Origin of the sequence: Sphingomonas sp. Leaf4 (assembly GCF_920939515.1) — a bacterium.
In the GTDB taxonomy this organism is placed as follows: Bacteria; Pseudomonadota; Alphaproteobacteria; order Sphingomonadales; family Sphingomonadaceae; genus Sphingomonas.
In genome coordinates this window covers 510,515-534,519 of sequence record NZ_CAKLBB010000001.1, presented here as the reverse complement: position 1 = coordinate 534,519, position 24,005 = coordinate 510,515, and the positions used below count along the sequence as shown (strand labels likewise).

Here is a 24,005-nt window from a genome sequence, read left to right as displayed (position 1 = left end):
GATGACCGACACCACCACCGCCCCGGCCGCATCTCCCTTGGCCGACATCATCGCCGATCGCCTGCGCACAGCGCTCGATCCGATCCGGCTGACCGTCACCAACGACAGCCATCATCACGCCGGCCACATGGGCGACGACGGCACCGGCGAAAGTCATTTTTCCGTGGATGCCGTAGCGGAAATCTTTGCCGGCCAGTCGCGCGTCGCGCGGCAGCGGCTGGTCAACCGGGCGCTCGCCGATCTATTGCAAAGCCGGATACACGCACTGGCGATCCGCGCCCGCGCACCGGGAGAGGGCGATTGAACTATCAGCTATGGTATTGGCCGACGATCCAGGGGCGGGGCGAATTCATCCGCCTGCCGCTGGAAGCCGCCGGTATCGATTATTGCGACTGCGCCCGCGAGGAAGGAATCGCGGCGATGCAGGCGCGCATGGCGAAGGCCGCCCGCGCGCCCCTCGCCCCGCCGTTCCTCGACCTCGACGGCATGGTGATCGCGCAGGTCGCCAACATCCTGCAATATCTCGGCGAACGCCACGACCTCGCCCTCTCCAGCATGCGCGACCGCCTCTGGGCCAACCAGTTGCAACTGACCGTCGCCGACCTCGTCGCCGAAATCCATAACGTCCACCACCCCGTCGGCACCGGTGAATATTACGAAGGCCAGCGCACCGAGGCCGCCCGCACCGCGCGGCAGTTCCGCGAGGAGCGCCTGCCCAAATTCCTCGATTATTTCGAGGATGCCATCACCGGCCACGGCGGTCCCTGGGCGATCGACCACCGCTGGACCCATGTCGATACCTCGCTGTTCCAGTTGGTCGAAGGGCTGCGCTACGCCTTCCCCCGCCGCATGGCGACGCTCGAGCCGCGCTATCCCAAACTGGTCATGATCCGCGACCGGACGGCCGAACTGCCCGGCATCGCCGCCTATCTCGCCAGCGACCGCCGCGTGCCGTTCAGCAACGACGGCATCTTTCGCCATTATCCCGAACTGGACGCCGACTGATGGAAAACGACCGCTTCTTTCTTCAGACGATCGCGCCGGTCACGCACGACCTCGGCGGGTTCAAGGTCCACCGCACCTTGCCCACCCGCACGCGCACGATGGTCGGCCCGTTCATCTTCTTCGACCAGATGGGGCCGGCCGAACTCGATCCGGGTCAGGGGATCGACGTTCGCCCGCATCCGCACATCAACCTCGCCACCGTCACCTATCTGTTCGGCGGCGCGATCGACCATCGCGATTCGCTGGGCACCCACGCCCGGATCGAGCCCGGCGCGGTCAACCTGATGACCGCCGGCCACGGCATCGTCCATTCCGAACGCTCGCCGGACGACGAACGCGCCGGCGGCCCGCTCCTCTCGGGCATCCAGACATGGCTGGCCGTCCCCGAGGACAAGGAAGAGATCGACCCGGCGTTCGAACATGTCGAGGCGCATCGCCTGCCCATGGTCGAAAGCGGCGGCGCGCGGGCGCGGGTGGTGATGGGCGACCTGTGGGGCGTCTCCGCCCCCACCACCCAATATGCCGCGACGATCTATGCCGACATCGTGCTGGACACCGGCGGCGCGATCCCGATCGACGCGAATGCCGACGAACGCGCGCTGTATCTGACGCATGGCGACGCCGCGCTCGACGGGATGACGCTCGAACCGATGACGCTGTACGTGCTGCGCCCCGGCATCGCCGCCACGCTGCGCTCGTCGGGCGGCGCGCGAGTGATGCTGTGCGGCGGCGAGGCGTTCACGACTCCGCGCCATGTCTGGTGGAATTTCGTGTCGTCGCGCCGCGACCGGATCGATCAGGCGAAGGCCGACTGGAAAGCGGGCCGCTTCCCCAAGGTGCCGGGCGATTCGGCCGAATTCATCCCGATCCCCGAAGTCCCCAAGACGGTCAGCTATCCTTGAACGAGCCCGTTCTCCCCGACGACCCCGGCCCATGGTGGCGGCCAAACGGCCTCACCTGGGCGATGTGGGCGCTCGTCGCATGGTGCGGCATCGCCGGCGCGATCGGGCTCAACACCCGCATCACCGACAGCGATCCGGCCGGCAACGGCATGGCCACCGGCATGATTCAGGGACTGGCGATGCTGTTGCTCGCCGCGACCGGCATCGTCGTCGGCCTGTACCTGCTGATCCGCTGGCGGCCGCTGCGCTACGTCTGCGTGGGGCTGCTGACGGTCCTCGCCATCGTATCGACGGTATTCATGCGGTAATCCGCCCTCGTCATCCCCGCGCAGGCGGGGATCCATACGCGCTACCGTCGCGGCTTCAGCCTGACCGTCGGCGGCTATGGAGTCCCGCCTCCGCGTGAATGACGATCAGTCGTGGCACATACCGGGATCGCCAGCCTCAGCCGCGCACTACCTTGGCGACCGCGTCGAGCAGCCCGTTGACGAACCCCTTCTCGCGCCGGTCGTAGAACGCATCGGCCACGTCGAGATACTCGCTGATGACCGCCGCGACCGGCACGTCGGCCCGCGCGAGCAACTCATAAGTGCCCGCGCGCAGAATCTGCCGCATCGGCTTGTCGAGCCGGTCGATCGTCCACCCGCTCGACAGCTTGCCCGCGATCAGCGCGTCGATCTCCGCGCGTCGCGCGTCGACGCCCTTGACCACATCGTCGAAGAACGGGACGTCGGCCTCGGCATATTCCACGTCCTCGATCGTCGCGCCCAGCCGGTGCTGGTGGAACTCGTGGAGCAGCGCAGGAATCGGCGTCGCTTCCATGTCATGCTGGTACAGGGCCTGCACGGCGGCAAGACGGGCTGCGGCGCGGGCCTGGCGGGCGCCGCGCGGACGGGTGCTCTTGGTGTTCATATGCCCCCGCTTTACCGGCCATCGCGCCACTTAGTCGAGGGGCGAAACGCGCTTTCCTACAGCCGGCGTTCCGGGGCAGGCTGAGCGCCGCTGTTTGAACCGTCGATCCTGTGGGGAAGCGAGCGCGGCCCCACGCCCGCCGCTTCGCGTTGCGATACGTTCGCAACAACTGCGCGGTTAGTGTAAACTTTGTAAACTTCGGGCGGAATTCCTCCCCTCCCTGACAAGGGAGGGGCCGAGGGTGGGTCGGCCGCGATGGTCCGCAACGCCGCCCCGAACGGCACCCACTTCGGCCCGCTACGGGCAAAGCCCGTGCCGTCGGACGGCGCTTCCCGCGCCGCCGGCCGGCAGCGCCTAATACGGCTCGATGCAGCTTTGCTGCACCTCACCCGGCGCTGCTTCGCTACGCCTCGCCCGGTGCACCTAGTCGAATGGCGACCGACCGCGCATGCGCCGGCAACCCCTCGGCCCCCGCCAGCGTCACCGCCGCCGGCCCGATCCGCCCCAGCGCCGCGCGGTCCAGCCCGAGGAAGCTCGTGCGCTTCATGTAATCGAGCACCGACAGACCCGACGCGAAGCGCGCCCGCCGCCCGGTCGGCAGCACATGGTTCGGCCCCGCGACATAATCGCCGACCGCCTCGGGCGTGTACCGCCCGAGAAACACCGACCCGGCATTGCGCACCAGCGCGAACAGCGGCTCGGGGTCCTCGACCGCCAGTTCGAGATGCTCGGGCGCCAGCCGGTCGACCAGCGGCATCGCATCGGTAAGCGTCGGCACCAGCACGATCGCCCCGTTGGCATCCCAGCTCGCCCGCGCGACCTTCGCTGTCACCAGCTCGGCGATCTGGGCGTCGACCGCTTGCGCCACCCGGTCGGCGAAGCCCGCATCGTCGGTGAACAGGATCGACTGGCTGGTCGGGTCATGCTCGGCCTGGCTCAGCAGATCGGCGGCGATCCATGCCGGATCGTTCGCGCCATCGGCGACCACCACGATCTCCGAGGGACCGGCAACCATGTCGATGCCGACCACGCCGTACAACTGCCGCTTGGCCTCGGCGACCCACGCATTGCCCGGCCCGGTCACGACATCGACCGCGCCGATCCGGTCGGTGCCATAGGCCAGCGCCGCCACCGCCTGCGCCCCGCCGATCCGCCACACCTCGTCCACCCCGGCCAGCGCGGCGGCAGCGAGCACCAGCGGGTTGACCTCGCCGTTGGGCGTCGGCGTCACCATCACGATCCGCTCGACCCCGGCGACCCTGGCCGGCACCACGTTCATCAGCACCGAGGAGGGATAGGCCGCCCGGCCGCCGGGCACATAGACCCCCGCCGCCGCGACCGCGCTCCACCGCGCGCCCAGCCGGACGCCCGCGCCATCCACCTCGTCGCGATCCTCGGGCCGCTGCTTGGCGTGATAGGCAACGATCCGCTCGTGCGCCAACTCCAGCGCCGCGCGCAGTTCCGGGTCCAGCCCGGCCAGCGCCGCGTCGCACGTCGAGCGCTCGATCCGCCAGCCGGTCGCATCGGGATCATGCCCGTCGAACTTCTGCGTGAACGCCCGCACTGCCGCGTCGCCATCCTCGCGCACCGACCGCAGGATCGCCGCCACGTCGCGCGCGACATCGCCGTCGGCCTCGCGCCGCCCCTCGACCAGCGCGGTGAAATCGGCGGCGAAGCCCGCCGCCGCCGCATCCAGCCGGATCATGCCGCCACCGCCCGGCGAAACGCCTCGACCAGCGGCACGACCTGCGGCCGGGTCTTGAACGCCGCCCGGTTGACGACGAGGCGCGACGTCACCTCGGCGATCGTCTCGACTTCCACGAGGCCATTCTCCTTGAGCGTCCGCCCCGACGAGACGAGGTCGACTATGCGCGGCGCCAGGCCCAGCACCGGGGCCAGTTCCATCGCGCCGTTCAGCTTCACGCATTCCGCCTGCACGCCGCGCGCCGCGAAATGGCGGCGGGTGGTGTAGGGATATTTGGTGGCGATCCGCACATGGCTCCACCCGCGCGGATCGTCGGTCGCCGCCATGTCGGCCGGCTCGGCCACCGAGATGCGGCAATGGCCGATCTTCAGGTCGACCGGCGCGTACAGCTCCGAATAGTCGAACTCGGCCAGCACGTCGGACCCGACGATGCCGAGCTGCGCCGCGCCATGCGCAACGAAGGTCGCGACGTCGAACGCGCGCACCCGGATCAGGTCGATGTCGGCGCGGTCGGTGCGAAAGCGCAGCGCCCGGCTGTCGGGATCGGAAAAAGCGGCCTCGGGCCGGATGCCGGCCTGCGCCAGCAGCGGCATCGCTTCGTCGAGGATGCGCCCCTTGGGCACGGCGATGATGATGGGATCGGTCATGGGCTGGGCGGGCTTTACTTGGGGGGAAGGTCGGGCGCAACACGCCGGTCATGCCCGATGACGCCCTGATTCGCGCCGCCTTTCGCCAGCAGGCCTCCTTTTGCGCGGCGATGGATGCCCCGATCACCGCCGCGGTCTGCACCGGCCTTGCCACCGCGCTGTCGCGCGACAGCCGCACCGGTGCGGCCGTGCTCGACTGGGTTGGCGAACCGATCGCCGATGCGCTGCCGCTCCGGCTGGCCGGCGGGCTGCACGATATGGCGCGCAGCGGAATCGATCCTGCGCTGACCCGGTTGTTTGCGGGACAGGGCGATGCGGTGGCGGTGCTGGGCGATGCGCTGATCGCCCATGACGCGGCGTTGCTGCCGTGGCTCGACGGCCCGCCACAGACCAACGAACCGATGCGATCGGGCGTGCTGATGGCCGGTCTGCTGGAGGTCGCCCGGCGGCACGGCCCCCGTATCGAGCTGCTGGAGATCGGGTCGAGCGCCGGGCTCAACCTGCTGATCGATCGCTATCGGTTCGATCTGGGCGGCACCCCGACCGGTCCGGTCGATGCCCCGGTCGTCCTCCGCCCCGACTGGGGCGGCCCGCCGCCGCCCGCCGTTCCCATCACCTTCGAATCAGTCCGCGGCGTCGACCTCCGCCCGCTCGATGCGACCGATCCGGCCCTCGCACGACGGCTTGCCGGTTATATCTGGGCGGATCAGCCCGAACGGCAGGTACGTCTCGCCGCTGCCACCGCGATGCTGCGCGACCGGCCGGTCGATCTGGCGGCGGGGGACGCGGTCGACTGGCTCGGCGCGCGTCTGGCCGAACCGCAGGTGGCGGGGGTGACGCGGGTGCTGATGCATTCGGTGGTCTGGCAATATCTCGGCGACGAACGCCGCGCAGCGATCACTGCGATGATGGACGATGCCGCGACCCGCGCCACCGATGCCCGCCCGCTGGCATGGGTACGGATGGAGCCCGAGCGCGTCCTGCAACGGCAGGAATTATGGGTACAGAGCTGGCCCGGCAATGGCACGGCACGCATGCTCGCCATCGCCCACGCCCATGGCACATGGATCGAGGCGACGTGACCGAGGTCGACTTCCTTGGCCTGCTGCGGACCCTGCCGCTCCACCCCGGCGCGATCGGCCTCACCGACGACGCCGCGCATCTGGGCAGCCTCGTGCTGACCAAGGACCTGATCGTCGCCGGCGTCCATTTCCTCGACAGCGATCCGCCCGGCGACGTCGCGTGGAAGCTGGTGGCGACCAACCTGTCCGATCTCGCCGCCAAGGGCGCGGAGCCGGTAGGGGCGATGCTCGGCTATCCGATCGGCGACGATGGCTGGGACCGGGCGTTCCTTGCCGGGCTCGACCGGGTGCTGCGCGCGTTCGATTGTCCGCTGCTCGGCGGCGACACCGTCCGCCTGCCCGCCGGTGCCCCCCGCTTCCTGTCGCTGACCGCGATCGGCCGCAGCGCTTCGGCCCCCTTGCGCGGCGGTGCGAGGGCCGGCGACATACTGTGGGTGACGGGCACGATCGGCGATGCCGGCGCGGGCCTCGCCATCGCGCAGGGCGCGGACGGTCCGCCTACCCTGCTCGATCGCTACCGCCGCCCCACCCCCCGCCTTGCCGAGGGGCAGGCGCTCGCCCCCCATGTCACCGCGATGATGGACGTGTCCGACGGCCTGCTGATCGACGCCCGCCGGATGGCGGCGGCCAGCGGCGTCGCGGTCACGATCGATCTGGCGCGGGTGCCGCTGTCCGACGCGCTGCTCACTTTCGGCGACGACGCCCTGACCGCCGCGACCGCCGGAGACGATTACGAACTGCTCTTCGCCCTGCCCCCCGGCGCGACGCCCCCGGTCGCCGCCACGCAGGTCGGCTGGTTCGAGGGCGGCAGCAGCCTGCGGCTGGTCGACGGCGACCAGCCGGTGCCGCTCCCCGCACGGCTGGGATACCAGCACCACTAACCGCTTGCCTCCCCCGCCCATCGGCATAAGCTGCCGCCACAGGGTTCGACCCGACGAGACAGCCGGGCGACCCCCATGCAGGAGGGGTTGCAACATATGACGATCGTCTATCTGGCCATCGCGTGCGGCGTGATCGCCGTGCTCTATGGCGCGCTCACCGCCGGGCAGGTGCTGCGCGCATCCCCCGGCAATGCGCGGATGCAGGATATTGCCGCCGCCATTCAGGAAGGGGCGAAGGCCTATCTCGGCCGGCAATATCGCACCATCGCCGTCGTCGGCGTCGTCGTCGCCATCCTGCTGTTCCCGACGCTCGGCCCCCTGTCCACGGTCGGCTTCCTGATCGGCGCGATCCTCTCGGGGGTGGCGGGCTATGTCGGCATGGAGATTTCGGTCCGCGCCAACGTCCGCACCGCCGAGGCGGCGCGGCACTCGTTGCAGGGCGGCCTCACCCTCGCCTTCCGCTCGGGCGCGATCACCGGCATGCTCGTCGCGGGCCTCGGCCTTATCGCGATCGCGGGCGTGTTCTGGTATCTCGTCGCCATCGCCGGCCATGGTCCGGGCGACCGCGAGGTGGTGGAGGTGCTGACCGCGCTCGCCTTCGGCGCATCGCTGATCTCGATCTTCGCGCGGCTGGGCGGCGGCATCTTCACCAAGGCGGCGGACGTCGGCGCCGACCTCGTCGGCAAGGTCGAGGCGGGCATCCCCGAGGACGATCCGCGCAACCCCGCCGTCATCGCCGACAATGTCGGGGATAACGTCGGCGACTGCGCCGGCATGGCCGCGGACCTGTTCGAAACCTATGTCGTGACGATCGGCCTGACGATGGTGTCGATCGCGCTCTTGGTACAGGCCCCGCCGCAGGAACTGCTGCGGCTGATGGCCCTGCCGCTGATCGTCGGCGGGGCGTGCATCCTCACCTCGATCATCGGCACCTACATGGTCCGGTTGGGCAAGGGCCAGTCGATCATGGGCGCGCTCTACAAGGGGTTCTGGACCACGGTGCTGCTCGCCGTCCCTGCGATCTATCTCGCCGCCAGCCATACGCTGGGTGACATGAACGCGGTGATCGGCGGCGCGGGCTTCCTCGATCCGGGCGGCGACACGCTGACCGTGGAAGGGGCACTCGGCGCGCAGGCCCCGGTCGCCGGACAGAGCTTCACCGGCATGGACCTGTTCTGGTGCATGATGATCGGGTTGGGCGTCACCGCCGCGCTGGTGTGGATCACCGAATATTACACCGGCACCGCCTATCGCCCGGTCAAGTCGATCGCGAAGGCCAGCGTCACCGGCCACGGCACCAACGTCATCCAGGGCCTTGCCATCAGCCTCGAATCGACCGCGTTGCCGACGCTGGTGATCGTCGTCGCGGTCGTCGCCTCCTATCAACTGGCCGGAATCATCGGCGTCGCCTTCGCCGCCACCGCGCTGCTCGCGCTCGCCGGCATGGTCGTGGCACTCGATGCCTATGGCCCCGTCACCGACAATGCCGGCGGCATCGCCGAAATGGCAAACCTGCCCGACGAGGTCCGCCGACGCACCGACGCCTTGGACGCGGTCGGCAACACGACCAAGGCGGTGACGAAGGGCTATGCGATCGGTTCGGCGGCGCTCGCCGCACTGGTGCTGTTCGGGGCGTACACCACGGACCTCAAGCTGTTCTTCCCCGACCTGATCGTCGATTTCTCGCTGTCCAACCCCTATGTCATCGTCGGATTGTTGCTGGGCGCGTTGCTCCCCTATCTGTTCGGCGCGTTCGGGATGACCGCCGTCGGACGCGCGGCGGGATCGGTGGTGGAGGACGTCCGCCAGCAATTCGCCGCCGACCCCGGCATCATGGCCGGCACCAGCCGCCCCAATTACGGCCGCACCGTCGACATCGTCACCCGCGCCGCGATCCGCGAGATGATCGTGCCCTCGCTCCTCCCCGTCCTGTCGCCGATCGCGGTCTATTATATCGTCATGCTGGTGGCGGGACAGGCGCAGGGGTTCGCGGCGCTGGGCGCGATGCTCTTGGGCGTCATCGTTTCCGGCCTGTTCGTCGCAATCTCGATGACCAGCGGCGGCGGCGCTTGGGACAATGCCAAGAAATATATCGAGGACGGCAATCACGGCGGCAAGGGGTCCGAAGCGCACAAGGCCGCCATCACCGGCGACACGGTGGGCGATCCGTACAAGGACACCGCCGGCCCCGCCGTCAATCCGATGATAAAGATCACCAACATCGTCGCGCTGCTGCTGCTGAGCGCCCTGGCCGGTGGCGGCTGACAGTCGATTGCGCCCCGCCCGCCACCGCGCAATAGTCGGACAGGACGGGGGGATCGATTCGGGCGGTGCGGCGGGTGTCGGGGGACACCGCTGCCCCTCCCGCCCCCGCCGCAACGGGGGAACCATGACGACGATACTGCACCATCCGCTCTGGATCGGCCTGGCGCTGGCCACCGCGCTGCCGGCGCAGACGCCACCGCCCGCGCCGCCCGCCCCCGCCGCGGCAGATGCCAATGCACCGGTGCCGATCACCGTGTTCGCGACATTGCCCGCCTATGAATCGCCCCGGCTGTCGCCCAATGGCATGAAGGTCGTCGCCAAACAGGCGGTCGGCGGGCAGCAGGTCCTCGTCGTGTCCGACCTGTTCGGCGGCGGTAAGCCGGCGCTGCTCGGCGCGCCCGAGAATACCGACATCAACTGGTGGCGCTGGGTCAACGACGACTGGCTGATCGTCGGCGTCGGCACGCAGCAGATGCTGTACGGCACCGATGTCTACATCACCCGGATGATCGGCATCAGCGCCGACCTCAAAAAGAGCAACCGCATTGACTGGGACAAGTCGGGGCTGCGTGCCGACAATGTCCTGTGGACCGCGCACGACGGCAGCCCGCGCATCCTGCTGTCGCGCCAGACCGGGATCGAGCGCGAGGAAGACTATAACCCGGCGGTGTTCGAGGTCGACGTCTCGACCGGCCGGTCGCGCCGGATCGTCGGCGGACGCAACAACATCTACGACTGGTACGCCGATGGCGAGGGGCAGGTCCGCGCCGCCTATCAATACAGCGACCAGACGCGCCGCTCGGCACTGCTCTACCGCGCGAACAACAACGAGGAGTTTCGCGTCATCGCCCGGCGCGAACGGCGCGACGAGGACGGGCTGACCGTGCCCATCACCTTCCGCGCCGATGGCAGCGCGATCGCCTTCGACGACGAAGGCGGCTTCACCAGCGTCTATGAGGTATCACTGCCCGACCTCGCGCTCGGCAAGAAGCTCTACAGCCTCGAAGGCTATGACGTCGACGGCATCACCGACAATGCGACCGAGAACGACATCGCCGGCGTATCCGTGACCGACCGCCATCGCCGCAACGTCTGGTTCGATCCCAAGCTGAAGACGCTACAGGAGAATATCGATAAGGCGGTCGGCGACCGGCGCGCGCGGCTGGTATCGTGGGACAAGGCACGCGACCGCTTTCTGGTCGAGGTCGGCGCGCCCAACCAGGCCGGCGGCCTCTATTACTGGGACAGCGGCCAGGCGGCGATGAAGCGCGTCGGCTGGAGCAGCGCCGCGTTGCAGGGCCGCCGCCTCTCGCCGGTCAGCACCATCCGCTACGCCGCGCGCGACGGCACTCCGATCGAGGCGGTGCTGACGATGCCGCGCCACCGCCCGGGCCAGAAGAACCTGCCGCTGATCGTCCTGCCGCACGGCGGCCCCTCGGCGCGCGACAGCGAAGGCTGGGACTGGTGGACGCAATATCTGGCCGAACTCGGCTATGTCGTGATCCAGCCCAATTATCGCGGCTCGTCGGGCTATGGCACCGCGTTCGCCCGCAAGGGGGCGGGCGAATGGGGCCTGAAGATGCAGGACGACCTGAACGACGCCGTCACCCATCTCGCGAAACAGGGGATCGCCGATCCCAAGCGCGTCTGCATGGTCGGCGCGTCCTACGGCGGCTATGCGGCGATGCGCGCGGCACAGCGCGACGGCGGCCTCTATCGCTGCGCCGTCTCCTATGCCGGCGTGTCCGACCTCGCGGCGCTGCGCCGCTACGACAGCCAGTTCCTGAACGGCCGGACGATCGGCGACTGGCTGCGCAAACAGGCCCCCGATTTCCAGACGGTGTCGCCGCGCTTCCATGCCGCCGAATTCTCGACGCCGATCCTGCTGATGCACGGCAAGCAGGACAAGCGCGTGCCGGTCGCCCAGTCGCGCATGCTCGCCGCCGAGCTGAAACGTGCGGGGAAGGCCCACCGCTATGTCGAACAGCCGCTCGGCGACCATTTCTTTTCGCGCAGCGAAGACCGGTTGCAGTTCCTGCGGGAGATGACCGACTTCCTGAAAGCGCATAACCCGGCGTGACGGATAGGGCCGGATCGACAGTCATATATCGGCGGCACCCCCTTCCACTTCGTCACCCCGGACTTGTTCCGGGGTCCACGGCGCGGCGATCGATGTGGCCCAAGCCTCAAGCGGCAGCGTTTCCGGCTGGGTGGACCCCGGAACAAGTCCGGGGTGACGATACGGATGGGCCTTGCCTTTCGCCGCCCTGCCGCCCACATCGGGACCGTCAGCGAACATCGACCGGCCGTGCCGTCCGCGCGCCCGGCGGATCGCGCTTTCCTTTTTTGCGAGCAGCGCCTATGGGAACCCGCCCGGTTTGCTGCGGCGTGCTATTCACACGAGGTATTTGTTTGGCGAAGGAAGAACTTCTCGAAATGCGCGGCCAGGTGGTCGAGCTGTTGCCCAACGCGATGTTCCGCGTCCGGCTCGAGAACGATCACGAGATTCTGGGGCATACCGCCGGCAAGATGCGCAAGAACCGCATCCGCGTGCTGGTGGGCGACGAGGTGCTCGTCGAACTGACCCCTTACGATCTCACCAAGGGTCGCATCACCTACCGCTTCAAGTAAGCGTGGCGGTTTCCATGGCCCCGGCCATGCGCCTGATCCTCGCCTCCACCTCGCCCCGTCGCCGCGACCTGCTGGCGCGGATCGGCGCGGTGCCCGACCGCGTCGAAGCGCCCGACATCGATGAGAGCCCGCTCGCGCACGAACTGCCGCGCCCTTATGCGCTGCGGCTGGCCGAGGCGAAGGCGCGCGCGATCGGCCCCGTCGACGGCGCGGTCGTGCTGGCGGGCGACACCACCATCGCGGTTGGCCGGCGCATCCTGCCGCCCGCCACCACCGAAGCGGTCCAGCGCGAGTTGCTCGGGCTGCTGTCGGGCAGGCGGCATCATTGCCTGTCCGCCGTCTGCGTGCTGATGCCGGACGGCACCGCGCGCACCCGTGTCAGTGACACGATCGTCGCGTTCAAACGCCTCGAACCGCGTGAGATCGACGCCTATGTCGCCTGTGGCGAAGGGCTGGGCAAGGCTGGCGGCTATGCGATCCAGGGCCGCGCCGAAGCCTTCGTCCGTTTCCTGTCGGGCAGCCATTCGGGCGTGATCGGCCTGCCGCTGTTCGACACCCGCGCGCTGCTGGAAACCGCCGGCGTCCCGCTTGGCTGAAAGTCCGTCTGAAAACTCGCGAAAGCGCGAGTTTCAGGGCGGTGCCGGCCCGCTCCCCCTCCCGGCCACCCACAGCGTATCCTGAATGGGTGGTCGGGAGGGGGAGCGGGCCGGCACCGCTGAACGCTGGATCGTCGAGCGTGGCATCGGCGAGACGCGCGCGGCGCGGATCGTGGACGGTGCGATCATCGAGGCGCGGATCGAACCCGACGATCTGCTCCGCGCCGGCACGATCCTGACCGCGCGCCTCGTCCGCCGCCTGCCTGTCCGCAACGAAGCCATCGTCGCATGGGACGATGGCGAGGCGCTGCTCCATCCCCTGCCGCGCGCCGTGACCGAAGGCGCGACGCTGCGCATCGAGATCACCCGCCCCGCGCTGCCCGAACCTGGCAAGCCCAAACGCGCCCGTGCCCGCCCCGCCGCGCCCGATGCCGTCCTCGGCCCTGCGCCGAGCCTTGCCGACCTGCCCGGCGCACACCTGCCCGGCCCGTACGATCGCGACCTGCTGGCGGACGCTGGCTGGGCCGAACTGATCGAGGAAGCGGCGACGCGGACGGTCATGTTCGTCGGCGGCGCACTGTCGATTCACCCCACCCCGGCGATGACGCTGATCGACATCGACGGCGACCTTGCCCCCGCCGACCTCGCCATCGCCGGCGCGCGCGCGGCGGCGCGGGCGATCGCGCGGCTCGACATCACCGGATCAATCGGCATCGACCTGCCGACCGTCGGCGACAAGGCCGTCCGCATCGCCGCCGCCGACGCGGTCGATTCGGCCCTGCCGCAACCGTTCGATCGCACCGCCGTCAACGGCTTCGGCTTCCTCCAGATCGTCCGCCGCCGCAGCCGCGCTTCGTTGATCGAACTGTTCGCCGATCCCGCCGCCCACGCCCGCGTGCTGCTGCGTCAGGCGGAGCGGACCGGCGGCAGCGGCGAACGGACGCTGACCGCGCATCCGGCAGTAGTGGCGGTCATCGCCGCGCATCCCGACTGGGTGGCGGCGGTCGAACGCATGCTCGGCACCGCGCTCGCCTTGCGGGGCGACGCCATGCTCGCCATATCCGGCGGCCATGTCCAGGCTCGCTTCCCGTAACAAATGCCCGCTGTGCGGCAACCCCGCCACCGTGGACCATCGCCCGTTCTGCAGCCGGGGGTGTCGCGACCGCGACATGCTCAACTGGATGGGCGAAGGCTATCGGATCGCGGGTCCGATGGCGTCTTCCGACGAAAAAGGCGAAACCGGGCTGGACAGCCCTGCGGAGCGCGGCTAACAGGCCGGCTCTCCCGGTCCTGCCGGGCGTGCCCGGATAGCTCAGTTGGTAGAGCATGCGACTGAAAATCGCAGTGTCGGCGGTTCGAATCCGTCTCCGGGCACCACTTCTCCCAGATATGCCGTCCCACGCCATGCCCGGCTTCATCCGAAGCCAGGACATGGCTATAGACCGACGCTACACACCCACGGCGTCGAGCGGTGCCCGGAGCAACTGCGGGCGGGTCGCGGCGAGGTGCAGGATCAGCTCACCGAACAGCCCGTTGGCCCACGCGAACCAGTCGCGGCTGAACTTGCGCACATCGTCCTTCTCGAACGCCTCGTGCATGAAGCCGGTGCCGGCGTGGCTGCGCTTGAGCGTGGCGAGGCATTGGAGGATCGTCGCATCGTCGCGCGCCGACAGCGCGCGAACGATCAGTGACATCGGCCAGATATAGTCCATCCCCTGATGCGGACCGCCGATTCCCTCGCCCGCGCTGCCCTTGAAGAACCACGGGTTCGCCTCGCTCCACGCCGCCGCCGCCGTCCGCTGCCAGCGCGCATCGTCCGCCGGCACGCAGCCGAGCCACGCAAGGCTGGAGAGCGAGGGAACGTTGGCATCGTCCATGAAGATCGCATTGCCATAGCCGTCGACCTCATAGGCCCACACGTCGCGCCCGTCGGCCAGCCGCATCGTGCCATGCTGCGCGGTCGCTGCCGCGACCTCGTCGGCCAGCGCGGTCGCATCATTCGCGAGCGCGGCGTCGCCCCGCGCCTCGCTCGCCACCCGCGCCATTTCGCGCAGCGTCGTCACCGCGAACAGATTGGCCGGTACGAACAGCGAATATTGGCAGGCATCGTCCGACGGACGAAACCCCGAATGGATCATGCCGTTCTTGCGCGTCGGCGCGCCATAGCCGGCGAGCAGCGTCTCGGTCGGCTGCCGGCTCGCCCGCTGGAACTTGTACGGACCGGGCGAAGTCTTGCGCTGCTGTTCGCGAAAGGTGCGCACGATCGCGCGCATCGCATCGGCCCATGCCGCGTCGAACGGCGCGGGATCGCGCGTCTCATGCCAATAGCCATGCGACAGCCGCATCGAATAGCATAGCGAATCGATCTCCCATTTGCGCTCGGCGACGCCCGGCTTCATCTCGGTCACGTCCGTCTTCGCCCAGTCGAGCGAGGTGGTGGCCGACGGATCCTCCATGAAGGCATTGGCGTACGGGTCGATCAGCACGCTGCGCGCATGCCGGCCGATCAGCCCGCGAAACAGCTCGCGCAGCTTCGCATCCTGTTTCGCCAGATGGAGATAGGATTTCACCTGCGCCGCCGAATCGCGCAGCCACAGGCAGGGGATGTCGCCGGTGATGACGAAGCTGTCGGGCTTGCCGCCGATCGTGCCCATACGGACGGTCGTATCGAGCGTGTTGGGATAGCAATTGGCGAACAGCCACGCGAGCTCGGGATCGGCGATCATGCGGCTGACCCGCGCGATCTCGCGCTCGACCGCAGAACTGACGAAGCGGCGATCGGCGGGCGCGGGCCGCTTGGCGGGAAACGATGCCGCCGTGCCGCCCCGCGCCTGCCCGGCCGCGACCGGCGCGAAGCCGCCGGTCGCAAGGCCGGCCCCCAGCAGTACACCCTGCGCCATCAGATTGCGTCGGTCGGTCGGCATCGCGGAAACTCTCCTGAAACGGGTCGCCGTACCGTTGCCCTGCAACGCCGCGCGGGGCAACATTGCGCCCGCCCCGTGCGTTGCCGCGCCGCAACAAGGGGTGGGACGACACATGACTCAGGGTATCGCGATCATCGGCGCCGGCATGGCCGGGCTGAGCTGTGCCACCCGGCTGACTGCGGCGGGGCGCGACGTCCGCCTGTACGACAAGGGCCGCCGCCCGAGCGGCCGGATGGCGAGCCGCCCGGTCGAGGTCGACGGGTATCGCTTCGCCTTCGATTACGGCGCGCAATATATGACCGTGCGCGACCCCGGCTTCGCCGAAGCCGTGCAGGCATGGACGCGGGGCGGGATCGTCGCACCATGGCCGGCGGCGGGGGATGACGCATGGGTCGGCACGCCGGGAATGGACGCCCCGCTGGCCACGATGGCGGGCGCGCTCGACGTGCGCTGGTCGTGCCATGTCCGTGGCATCCGGCGCGATACCGATGGCTGGCACGTCGCCCATGACGCTGGCGAGGACGGTCCCTTTGCCGAGATCGTCGTGGCGCTGCCCGCCGAACAGGTCGGCCCGCTCGTCGCCGGGATCGACGATACGCTGGCGGCGCTGGCCGATGCGCACCGCTCCGCGCCATGCTGGACGGTGATGCTCGGCTTCGACCGGCCGCTCGCCCTGCCGCCGCTGATCGAGCGTGACGGCATCATCGATTCGGCAGCGTGCAATGCCGCCAAACCGGGCCGCTCGCCGGGCGAGGCATGGACGATCCACGCCACGCCCGAATGGTCCGCCGCCCATCTCGAAGCCGAACGCGATACGGTGATCGACCTACTGCGCGACGCGCTGGCCCAGCGTGTCGACCTGCCCCGGCCGGTCCATGCCGCCGCGCATCGCTGGCGCTATGCCCGTTCGACGCCGGCGGGGATCGGCAGCTACCGCCTGCCCGCGCTGGCGCTGTCGGCCTGCGGCGACTGGCTGATCGCGCCGCGCGTCGAAAGCGCATGGCTGTCAGGACAGCGCGCGGCGCTGGCGATTCTCGGCGAAGGCGAATGATCGTCCGTTATAGCTTGCCCAGCCGCGTCGCCACCACCGGGGCCAACCGCGCGACGATGCGGTCGACGCCCTGCGCATTGGGATGGACGCCATCGGGCAGCATCAACTGGCGATTGCCGATCACGCCCGCGAGGATGAACGGATCGAGCACCGCGTCGTAGCGCTTAGCCATGTCGGGCCAGATCCCGTTGAATGCCGCGGCATAATCGGGGCCGAGGTTGGGCGGCACCATCATGCCGGTCAGCACCACCGGAATCCGCCGTCGCTGCAATTCGTCGAGCATCGCGGTGAAGTTGGCGCGGGTTTCGGCCGGCGGAATCTGGCGCAGCAGGTCGTTGCCGCCCAGCCCGAGCAGCACCAGATCGGGCTTGCGCTCCAGCCGGTCGAGCGTGAACGCCAGCCGCCGCCGCCCCGCCGCGCTGGTATCGCCCGAGATGCCGGCGTTGACGACACGCGCATTGATCCCTTGCCTACGCAACGCATCCTGCAAGTCATCGGGCAGGCTGTCGCCCCGGTTCAGCCCATAGCCGGCATACAGGCTGTCGCCGAACGCCAGCACCGCCCGTTCCGGCCCCGCGACCGGCGTCTGGGACGCAACCGACGTCGGCATGGCGACCGCCGCGACGTTCACCGGGGTCACGTCGTTGCCCTCCGACAAATCCGGGCCGCTACAGCCGCCCAACAGCATCGCGCCTTGGAGAATGGCGATCGCACCCGCATATGGGCGGGCTCCTTGCTTCGTCACCGGCGATACACTCCCATGCAATCCATTACCGACGATATGGTTATCGACGCGCGCGGTGTCACCCTGACGCTGGGCGACGGCGACGGCGCGACCCGCATTCTCCACGGGCTCGACCTCGCGGTGCCGGCGGGGACCAGCGTCGCGCTGCTGGGTGCATCGGGATCGGGCAAATCGTCGCTGATGGCGGTCCTCTCCGGGCTGGAGCGCGCCAGCGGCGGGCAGGTGCGGATCGCCGGCGCGGACTTCGGCACGATGGGCGAGGACGATCTGGCGCGCGCGCGGCGCGGACGCATCGGCATCGTGTTGCAGGCATTCCACCTGCTCCCGACGATGACGGCGCTGGAAAACGTCGCGGTGCCGATGGAACTGGCGGGCGAAGCGCAAGCCTTCGCCCGTGCCGAGGCCGAACTGGGCGCGGTCGGGCTGGCGCACCGCCTCCACCATTATCCCAGCCAGTTGTCGGGCGGCGAGCAGCAGCGCGTCGCCATCGCCCGCGCGCTCGCCGGGCGGCCGGCGCTGGTGTTCGCCGACGAACCGACCGGCAACCTCGACCGCGCGACCGGCCATGCGGTCATGAATCTGTTGTTCGACCGCCAGCGCGCGACCGCCGCGACATTGCTGGTCATCACCCATGATCCGTCGCTGGCCGAACGCTGCGACCGGGTGGTCGAACTGGCCGACGGCAAAATCATTCGCGATACCGCCCGATGAGCGAATGGCGGCTGGCGTGGACTTTCGCGCGGCGTGAACTGGACGCGCGGTTCCGCGGCCTCCGGCTGCTGCTGGTCTGCCTGATCCTCGGCGTCGGCGCGCTGGCGGCGATCGGTAGCCTGACGCGATCGATCACCGGCGAACTGGCGGCGCGCGGGCAGAGCCTGCTCGGCGGCGACATCGAACTCTCGGTATCGCAACGCCGCGCCGACGATGCCGAGCGGCGGTCGATGGCGCGGATCGGCCGCGTCTCCGAAACGCTCCGCATGCAGTCGATGGCCGCCAGCCCGGCGGGCGACACCGCGCCGATCGAGTTGAAGGCGGTCGACGCCCCCTATCCGCTCTACGGCACGCTGCGCCTGACCAGCGGCATGGCACGACCGCTGCGTGCCGATGAGGCCTATGTCGGCCCGGCGCTGCTCGAACGATTGAAGCTGCGTCCCGGCGGCACCGTTCGTTTCGGCAGCGCGCGCTTCCGCGTCGCCGGGGTCATCGCCGACGAACCCGATCGGCTGAGCGAGGGCTTCACGCTGGGCGCGGTCGCGCTGGTATCGCTGGACGGCCTCGACCGTACCGGGCTGATCGCGCCGGGCAGCCTGTACGAGAGCAAATACCGCATCGCCACCGTCTATGACCCGGCGCAGGCGAACGCGGCGTTTACGAAACGCTATACCGGGCAGGGCTGGGACACGCGCACCCGCGACCGCGCTTCGCCGGGGGCCGAGCGGTTCCTGACGCGGATGGGCGAGTTTCTCGTGCTGGTCGGCCTCACCGCGCTGGTCATCGCCGGGATCGGGGTGGGCAACGGCGTCGCCTCCTATCTCGCGACGCGGCGGCCGGGGATCGCCACGCTCAAGATATTGGGCGCGACCTCGGGGCTGATCGCCAAAGTCTATCTGCTCCAGATCGCGGTGGTGTCGGCGATCGGCATCGCGGTCGGCCTTGGCATCGGCATCGCCGCCGTGCCGCTGATCGTGGCGCTGGCCGGCGACGTGCTGCCGGTCGCGCCCAGCTTCGCGATCCATCCGTTGCCGCTGATCCAGGCCGCCGCCTACGGCCTGCTGATCGCGCTCGCCTTTGCCGCACCTCCGCTGCTCGCCGCCGGGGAGGTGCCCGCCGCCGGGCTGCTGCGCGGCGCGCTCGACAACCGGCGCGCACCGCTCGCCAAATCGGCGGCATGGATGGGCGCGGCGTTCGCCGGGATCGTCGCGCTGGTCCTCGTCACCAGCGAGCGGCCGTGGTTCGGGGCCGGCTTCCTTGCCGCCGCCGCCGCGCTGCTGTTGCTGCTCGCCGGGCTGGGACAGGCGATCCGGCTGGGTGCCGCGCGCCTGCCCCGCCCGCGCCGGCCGTTGCTGCGCCTCGCACTGGCCGCCTTGCACCGGCCGGGCGCACGCACCGGGGCGCTGGTCGTGGCGCTAGGCCTCGGCCTCACCCTGTTCGTGCTGCTGGCGACGATCCGTACCAGCCTCGACGCCAATATCGCCCGCACCGTCCCCGCCAAGGCCCCCGCGCTCTTCGCGCTCGACGTGCCGCCCGAACGCGAGGCGGCGTTCCGCGCCACGATCCGCCGTATCCAGCCCGATGCCGAGGTACAGACCGTGCCGTTGATGCGCGGCACGATCACCGCCTATGGCACCACCCGCGTCGCCGATCTCAAGACCATTCCCGAAGGCGCATGGGCGCTGCGCGGCGAACGCGGCCTGACCTTCGCCGACACGCTCCCGCCCGGCAGCGAGATCGTGCGCGGGAAGTGGTGGCAGCCGGGGTATCGCGGGGCACCGCTGGTATCGATCGACGAACGCATGGCGCAGGCGCTGGACCTGAAACTCGGTGACCCGCTCACGATCAGCGTCGCGGGGCAGGAACGCAGCGCGCGCATCGCCTCGTTCCGCAAGATCGCGTGGGACAGCATGGGGTTCAACTTCGTCATGGTGTTCTCGCCCGGCGTGCTGGCCGACGTGCCGCACAATCTGGCGGCCACCGTCACAATGCCGCAGGGACGCGAACGCCCGGTCGTGCGCGCGCTGTCGGCCGGCTTCCCCTCGACCTCGGTGGTCGAGGTGCGCGAGGTGATCGGACAGGTGCAGACGATCGTGTCGCAGATGGCGACAGCGATCGCAGCGGCGGCGGGAATCGCGATCCTCGCCGGCATCGCGGTGCTGATCGGCGCGATCACCGCCGCGCGCGAAACGCGGACCTATGACAGCGTCATCCTTAAAACGCTCGGCGCGACGCGCGGCCAAATCCTCACGGCGCAGGCGCTCGAATATTTGCTGCTGGCCGCGATCCTGTCGGGTGTCGCCGCCGCGATCGGCATCGGTGCCGGCTGGTATGTCGTGGTCGAACTGTTCGGCTTCGAATGGCTGCCTGACTATCGCGCGGTGGCCGCCACGCTGGCGATCGGCGCGGGAGTCACCATCGGCATCGGCCTGCTCGGCGCGCTGCCGATCCTCGGCGCCCGCCCCGCGCGGGCGCTGCGCGAGTTGTAGAAACTACCCGCAACGCAAAAAGGGGATCGCCCCGGACCGATAGTCCGGTGACGATCCCCTTTTTCACACCATGTCGCCACGGCGTCGTTCCCCGCCGAAGCGGGGAGGCCGGCGGTTACGCCGTCGCGCGCGGAGCACCACCGCCGCCACGACCGCGACCACCCCGGCCGCGACCGCCGCCGGCATTGCCACCGGGGCGAGCGCCACCGGCCGCCGGACGCGGCGCACCGCCTTCGCGCGGCGGCTGGCCACCACGACCGCCCTGACCCTCGCGCGCCGGCTGGCCACCACGCGCCGGATTGCCGACCGGACCGCCGCGACCATGCGCGGGCTTTGCGCCATGGGCATGCGTCGCACGCGGCCGCGCCGGGCCACGCTCGCTCGGCAACCGCTCGGGGCGATCGGGGGCATAGGGCGCACGGCTCGCCTTGATCTGCGCGCTCTGCTCGAGGAAGTCGGCGGGCAGCGGCACGACCTCGACCTTCTGCTTGGTCAGCTTCTCGATGCCCTTGAGATACGCCCGCTCGTCATCGGCGCAGAAGCTGAACGCCACGCCCGACGCACCCGCACGCGCGGTGCGGCCGATGCGGTGGACATATTGCTCCGACACGTTGGGCAGTTCGAAGTTCACGACATGGCTGACGCCCGACACGTCGATCCCGCGCGCAGCGATGTCGGTCGCGACCATGATCGGCACCGTGCCGTTGCGGAACGCGGCCAGCGCCTTCTCGCGCTGCGGCTGCGACTTGTTGCCGTGGATCGCGTTCGACGCGATGCCATTGGCGGCCAGCAGCTTCACGACGCGGTCGGCACCGTGCTTGGTGCGGGTGAACACCAGCGCGCGATCGATCTTGGTGTTGCGGAAGAACATTGTCAGCAGCGTCTGCTTCTCGGCCTGCTGGACGTGCGTGACATATTGTTCGACGCGCTCGGCGGTCGACGACACCGGCGTCACCGCGACGGTGGCCGGATCGGTCAGATACTTGTCGGCCAGTTCACGGATGTCCTTGGGCATCGTCGCCGAGAAGAACAGCGTCTGGCGGCTCTTGGGCACCATCGACACGATGCGGCGCAGCGCGTGGATGAAGCCCAGATCGAGCATCTGGTCGGCTTCGTCGAGAACGAGGATCTCGACCTCGCCCAGCCCCAAGCAGCGCTGTTCGATCAGGTCGAGCAACCGGCCCGGCGTCGCGACGAGGATGTCGACGCCCGCCGCCACGTCGCGCACGTTGCGCGGCACCGGCACGCCACCGAACACCGTCGCGACGGTCAGCTTGCTGTGCTGCGCATAGGCGCGGGCATTGTCGGCGATCTGGCTGACCAGTTCGCGCGTTGGCGCCAGCACCAGCATGCGGCAGCGCATCGGGCGGCGACGCACATTGGCCTTCACCAGCAGATCGATCGACGGGAGCACGAACGCGGCGGTCTTGCCGGTGCCGGTCTGGGCGATGCCCAGCAGGTCGCGCCCTTCGAGCACGAGCGGGATCGCGTCGCGCTGGATCGGGGTGGGGGTTTCGTAATTCTTGGCGGCGAGCGCGTCGAGGATCGACTTCGACAGGCCGAGTGACTGGAAGGACATGATAATTCCTGAAATGGGTCCGGCACCCGAAACGCGACAAGGCGCACGGGTAGCGGGGCAAAAAATTGCGACCCGCGTGACTAGGGAAGCCGGTTGGAGCTGCGACGCGGAGCCGAGACCCGTCGGGGTCCGATCACGCTGCCTGAAAAAGCGTCGCTGCGATGCGGCAAATAGGCGCTTGAGGGGAAAAGGTCAACCGTCAGACAGCAACCATGCCGTCCGCCACCACGAAGCGCGACGCATCACCCGGCACCGCCGCGAACAGCCCCGCCTCGGTGCCCGTCAGCCACACCTGCCCGATCCCCGCCGCCCGCGCGAACAGCGCCGCGCGCCGATCGGGGTCGAGATGCGCCGCGACCTCGTCGAGCAGCAGCACCGGGGCGCGGCCGGTGCGCGCGGCAACCAGTTCGGCATGCGCCAGCACCAGCCCCAGCAACAGCGCCTTCTGCTCGCCGGTCGAACAGCGCGCCGCCGCCATGCCCCGGTCGCGATCGGCGACGATCAGGTCGACCCGGTGCGGCCCGACCAGCGTGCGCCCCGCCGCCGCATCGCGCGCCCGGCCCTGCGCCAGATCCTGCGCGAACCGGGCCGCATCGCTGTCCCACCCCGCCAGCCCTACCGAGGCCCGCGGGAAATCGGCCGATCCCGCCGCGTCGATCCGCGCGTCGAGCGCCGCGACGCAGTCGGCGCGGGCGGCGGCGAGTGCCACGCCATGCTCGACCATCCGCGCCTCCAGCGCCGCCAGCCAGTCGGGATCGGCTACCCCCTCCTCCGTCAGCAGCCGGTTGCGCTGGCGCATCGCCGCGTCATAGCGCGTCGCCTGCGTCGCATGGCCCGGATCGAGCGCCAATGTCAGCCGGTCGAGGAACCGCCGCCGCTCGCCCGCCGGCTCGACGAACAGCCGGTCCATCGCCGGGGTCAGCCACAGGACCGACAGCCATTCGGCCAGCACGGTCGCGGCGGCATTGGCCCCGTTCACCCGCACGATCCGCCGTTCGGGGGCATTGGCCTGCGCCCCCGTCGCCAGCCGCACGTCGCCCACCAGATCGGCGGCGACGCCGAAGCCCCCCGCCCCGCCGTCGCGCGCCATGTCCGACAGCGCGGCCCGGCGCAGCCCGCGTCCCGGCGCCAGCAGCGACACCGCTTCGAGCACATTGGTCTTGCCCGCGCCATTGGGACCGCTCAGCACCACGAAGCCCGGCCCCGGCGCGATGGTCGCCGCCGCATGGTTGCGAAAGTCGGTGAGCGTCAGGCGGGTCAGCATCGTCCGCCTGCATGTAGGGTGCCCCGCTTCGGCGCGATACCCATCGCGGGACAGGGGCGGTGTCATCCAAACGTTATACGAACGAAACTTTCCGGCTCCCTGTGAATTGCATCGGTACTGGATACAGGACGCTTGTATGAACCGCTTCACCTTCGTTGCCGCCGCCGCCTTCGCCGTTTCCGCCTGCGGTGCCCAGACGCCGCAGCAGCAGCGCGCCGAACAGCTTCGCGATCAGGCCGACGCACAGGCCGATGCGATCGAGGCAGCAGCGGAAAACCAGACCGCGCAGATGAAGGTAGAGGCTGAAGGACTGCTCAATCAGGCGGGCCAGGGCGGCGGATACGACGCGCAACGGCTGAAGGTCCGCGCCGAGGCGATCCGTGACGAAGCCAAGCTGGTCGAGCAACAGGCCGAAGCCCGCGCCAAGGCAGTCCGCGATGCCGGCGAGGCGCAGGCGAGCGCCGCACTGGCGAAGTAATGGACGACATTTAATCTAGAGCCGATCGACATTCAGCTATTCTGGTGCGGTCCGTAGTCGAAAACACCGCCCTCTTTCGTCACCACGGACTGGTTCCGGGGTCCACTTGGCCGCAAACGCTGTCGCAAGTGCCTCGAG

23 protein-coding genes and 1 tRNA gene are annotated in these 24,005 nt (G+C 69.5%); 17 read left to right on the top strand and 7 right to left on the bottom strand.

Annotated features, from left to right (window positions below; translation table 11 throughout):
- The first annotated feature begins 1 nt into the window (after nt 1).
- The 4 genes from LRA89_RS02370 to LRA89_RS02355 are packed head-to-tail and all read left to right on the top strand — an operon-like array spanning nt 2 to nt 2,215.
- A complete protein-coding gene (locus tag LRA89_RS02370) occupies nt 2-304 on the top strand; it encodes a BolA family protein (RefSeq protein WP_055758467.1) in 303 nt (100 codons plus the stop codon).
- The gene (locus tag LRA89_RS02365) at nt 301-1,005 is read left to right on the top strand and encodes a glutathione S-transferase (protein WP_055758464.1); all 705 of its coding nucleotides are present in this window, start codon (nt 301-303) and stop codon (nt 1,003-1,005) included. The genes LRA89_RS02370 and LRA89_RS02365 overlap by 4 nt, the downstream gene beginning before the upstream one ends.
- On the top strand, nt 1,005-1,907 hold the full coding sequence (locus tag LRA89_RS02360; protein ID WP_055758463.1) for a pirin family protein: 903 nt from the start codon (nt 1,005-1,007) through the stop codon (nt 1,905-1,907). Before LRA89_RS02365 ends, LRA89_RS02360 begins: the two co-directional genes overlap by 1 nt.
- A complete protein-coding gene (locus LRA89_RS02355) occupies nt 1,904-2,215 on the top strand; it encodes a hypothetical protein (RefSeq protein WP_230768848.1) in 312 nt (103 codons plus the stop codon). The genes LRA89_RS02360 and LRA89_RS02355 overlap by 4 nt, the downstream gene beginning before the upstream one ends.
- A gap of 136 nt (nt 2,216-2,351) precedes the next feature.
- Here the strand turns inward: LRA89_RS02355 and nusB are convergent, their stop codons facing one another.
- From nusB to hisG, 3 genes are all read right to left on the bottom strand, one after another.
- Complete coding sequence (gene nusB / locus LRA89_RS02350; protein ID WP_055758457.1) at nt 2,352-2,819, bottom strand: transcription antitermination factor NusB; 468 nt, start codon at nt 2,817-2,819, stop codon at nt 2,352-2,354.
- Nucleotides 2,820-3,222: 403 nt separating this feature from the next.
- Complete coding sequence (hisD, locus tag LRA89_RS02345; RefSeq protein WP_230768847.1) at nt 3,223-4,524, bottom strand: histidinol dehydrogenase; 1,302 nt, start codon at nt 4,522-4,524, stop codon at nt 3,223-3,225.
- A complete protein-coding gene (gene hisG / locus LRA89_RS02340; RefSeq protein ID WP_055758451.1) occupies nt 4,521-5,171 on the bottom strand; it encodes an ATP phosphoribosyltransferase in 651 nt (216 codons plus the stop codon). The genes hisD and hisG overlap by 4 nt, the downstream gene beginning before the upstream one ends.
- Nucleotides 5,172-5,221: 50 nt before the next feature.
- Between hisG and LRA89_RS02335 the strand changes: the two genes are divergently transcribed.
- The 9 genes from LRA89_RS02335 to LRA89_RS02295 all read left to right on the top strand — a co-directional run bounded on the left by LRA89_RS02335 (nt 5,222) and on the right by LRA89_RS02295 (nt 14,003).
- Complete coding sequence (locus LRA89_RS02335; protein WP_230768846.1) at nt 5,222-6,253, top strand: DUF2332 domain-containing protein; 1,032 nt, start codon at nt 5,222-5,224, stop codon at nt 6,251-6,253.
- Nucleotides 6,250-7,134 (top strand): thiamine-phosphate kinase, encoded by an 885-nt coding sequence (gene thiL / locus LRA89_RS02330; protein ID WP_230768845.1) that lies wholly within the window; start codon nt 6,250-6,252, stop codon nt 7,132-7,134. The genes LRA89_RS02335 and thiL overlap by 4 nt, the downstream gene beginning before the upstream one ends.
- A 96-nt stretch (nt 7,135-7,230) precedes the next feature.
- The gene (locus LRA89_RS02325) at nt 7,231-9,399 is read left to right on the top strand and encodes a sodium-translocating pyrophosphatase (protein WP_230768844.1); all 2,169 of its coding nucleotides are present in this window, start codon (nt 7,231-7,233) and stop codon (nt 9,397-9,399) included.
- A 124-nt stretch (nt 9,400-9,523) separates the two neighbouring features.
- Complete coding sequence (locus tag LRA89_RS02320; protein ID WP_230768843.1) at nt 9,524-11,479, top strand: alpha/beta hydrolase family protein; 1,956 nt, start codon at nt 9,524-9,526, stop codon at nt 11,477-11,479.
- A gap of 332 nt (nt 11,480-11,811) precedes the next feature.
- On the top strand, nt 11,812-12,030 hold the full coding sequence (infA, locus tag LRA89_RS02315; protein WP_003049127.1) for a translation initiation factor IF-1: 219 nt from the start codon (nt 11,812-11,814) through the stop codon (nt 12,028-12,030).
- Nucleotides 12,031-12,056: 26 nt separating this feature from the next.
- Nucleotides 12,057-12,626: a Maf family protein gene (locus LRA89_RS02310; protein WP_230768872.1), complete on the top strand. Its 570-nt coding sequence runs from the start codon at nt 12,057-12,059 to the stop codon at nt 12,624-12,626.
- A gap of 85 nt (nt 12,627-12,711) precedes the next feature.
- A complete protein-coding gene (locus LRA89_RS02305; RefSeq protein WP_230768842.1) occupies nt 12,712-13,719 on the top strand; it encodes a ribonuclease in 1,008 nt (335 codons plus the stop codon).
- Nucleotides 13,697-13,897 carry a DNA gyrase inhibitor YacG gene (locus LRA89_RS02300; RefSeq protein WP_082448148.1) on the top strand — a complete coding sequence of 67 codons (201 nt, stop codon included), beginning with the start codon at nt 13,697-13,699 and terminating at the stop codon, nt 13,895-13,897. Before LRA89_RS02305 ends, LRA89_RS02300 begins: the two co-directional genes overlap by 23 nt.
- A gap of 30 nt (nt 13,898-13,927) precedes the next feature.
- A tRNA-Phe gene (locus LRA89_RS02295) sits at nt 13,928-14,003 on the top strand.
- 71 nt (nt 14,004-14,074) lie between these two features.
- Here the strand turns inward: LRA89_RS02295 and LRA89_RS02290 are convergent.
- A complete protein-coding gene (locus LRA89_RS02290) occupies nt 14,075-15,550 on the bottom strand; it encodes a glycoside hydrolase family 125 protein (RefSeq protein ID WP_230768841.1) in 1,476 nt (491 codons plus the stop codon).
- 112 nt (nt 15,551-15,662) lie between these two features.
- Here LRA89_RS02290 and LRA89_RS02285 point away from each other — a divergent pair, with 112 nt between their 5' ends.
- Nucleotides 15,663-16,601: an NAD(P)/FAD-dependent oxidoreductase gene (locus LRA89_RS02285; RefSeq protein WP_230768840.1), complete on the top strand. Its 939-nt coding sequence runs from the start codon at nt 15,663-15,665 to the stop codon at nt 16,599-16,601.
- Nucleotides 16,602-16,608: 7 nt separating this feature from the next.
- On the opposite strand, the gene LRA89_RS02280 is transcribed toward LRA89_RS02285, so the two are convergent.
- Nucleotides 16,609-17,346, bottom strand: coding sequence for an arylesterase (locus LRA89_RS02280; protein WP_443024918.1), 738 nt, complete (start codon nt 17,344-17,346; stop codon nt 16,609-16,611).
- 15 nt (nt 17,347-17,361) lie between these two features.
- On the opposite strand from LRA89_RS02280, the gene LRA89_RS02275 reads away from it, so the two are divergent.
- Complete coding sequence (locus LRA89_RS02275) at nt 17,362-18,057, top strand: ABC transporter ATP-binding protein (protein WP_230768839.1); 696 nt, start codon at nt 17,362-17,364, stop codon at nt 18,055-18,057.
- Nucleotides 18,054-20,546 carry an ABC transporter permease gene (locus LRA89_RS02270; protein WP_230768838.1) on the top strand — a complete coding sequence of 831 codons (2,493 nt, stop codon included), beginning with the start codon at nt 18,054-18,056 and terminating at the stop codon, nt 20,544-20,546. The genes LRA89_RS02275 and LRA89_RS02270 overlap by 4 nt, the downstream gene beginning before the upstream one ends.
- Before the next feature lie 115 nt (nt 20,547-20,661).
- On the opposite strand, the gene LRA89_RS02265 is transcribed toward LRA89_RS02270, so the two are convergent.
- Nucleotides 20,662-22,125 carry a DEAD/DEAH box helicase gene (locus LRA89_RS02265; protein WP_230768837.1) on the bottom strand — a complete coding sequence of 488 codons (1,464 nt, stop codon included), beginning with the start codon at nt 22,123-22,125 and terminating at the stop codon, nt 20,662-20,664.
- A 199-nt stretch (nt 22,126-22,324) separates the two neighbouring features.
- On the bottom strand, nt 22,325-23,389 hold the full coding sequence (gene recF, locus LRA89_RS02260; RefSeq protein ID WP_230768836.1) for a DNA replication/repair protein RecF: 1,065 nt from the start codon (nt 23,387-23,389) through the stop codon (nt 22,325-22,327).
- Between the two features lie 136 nt (nt 23,390-23,525).
- Between recF and LRA89_RS02255 the strand changes: the two genes are divergently transcribed.
- Nucleotides 23,526-23,867, top strand: coding sequence for a hypothetical protein (locus tag LRA89_RS02255; protein WP_055758418.1), 342 nt, complete (start codon nt 23,526-23,528; stop codon nt 23,865-23,867).
- Nucleotides 23,868-24,005: the final 138 nt, after the last annotated feature.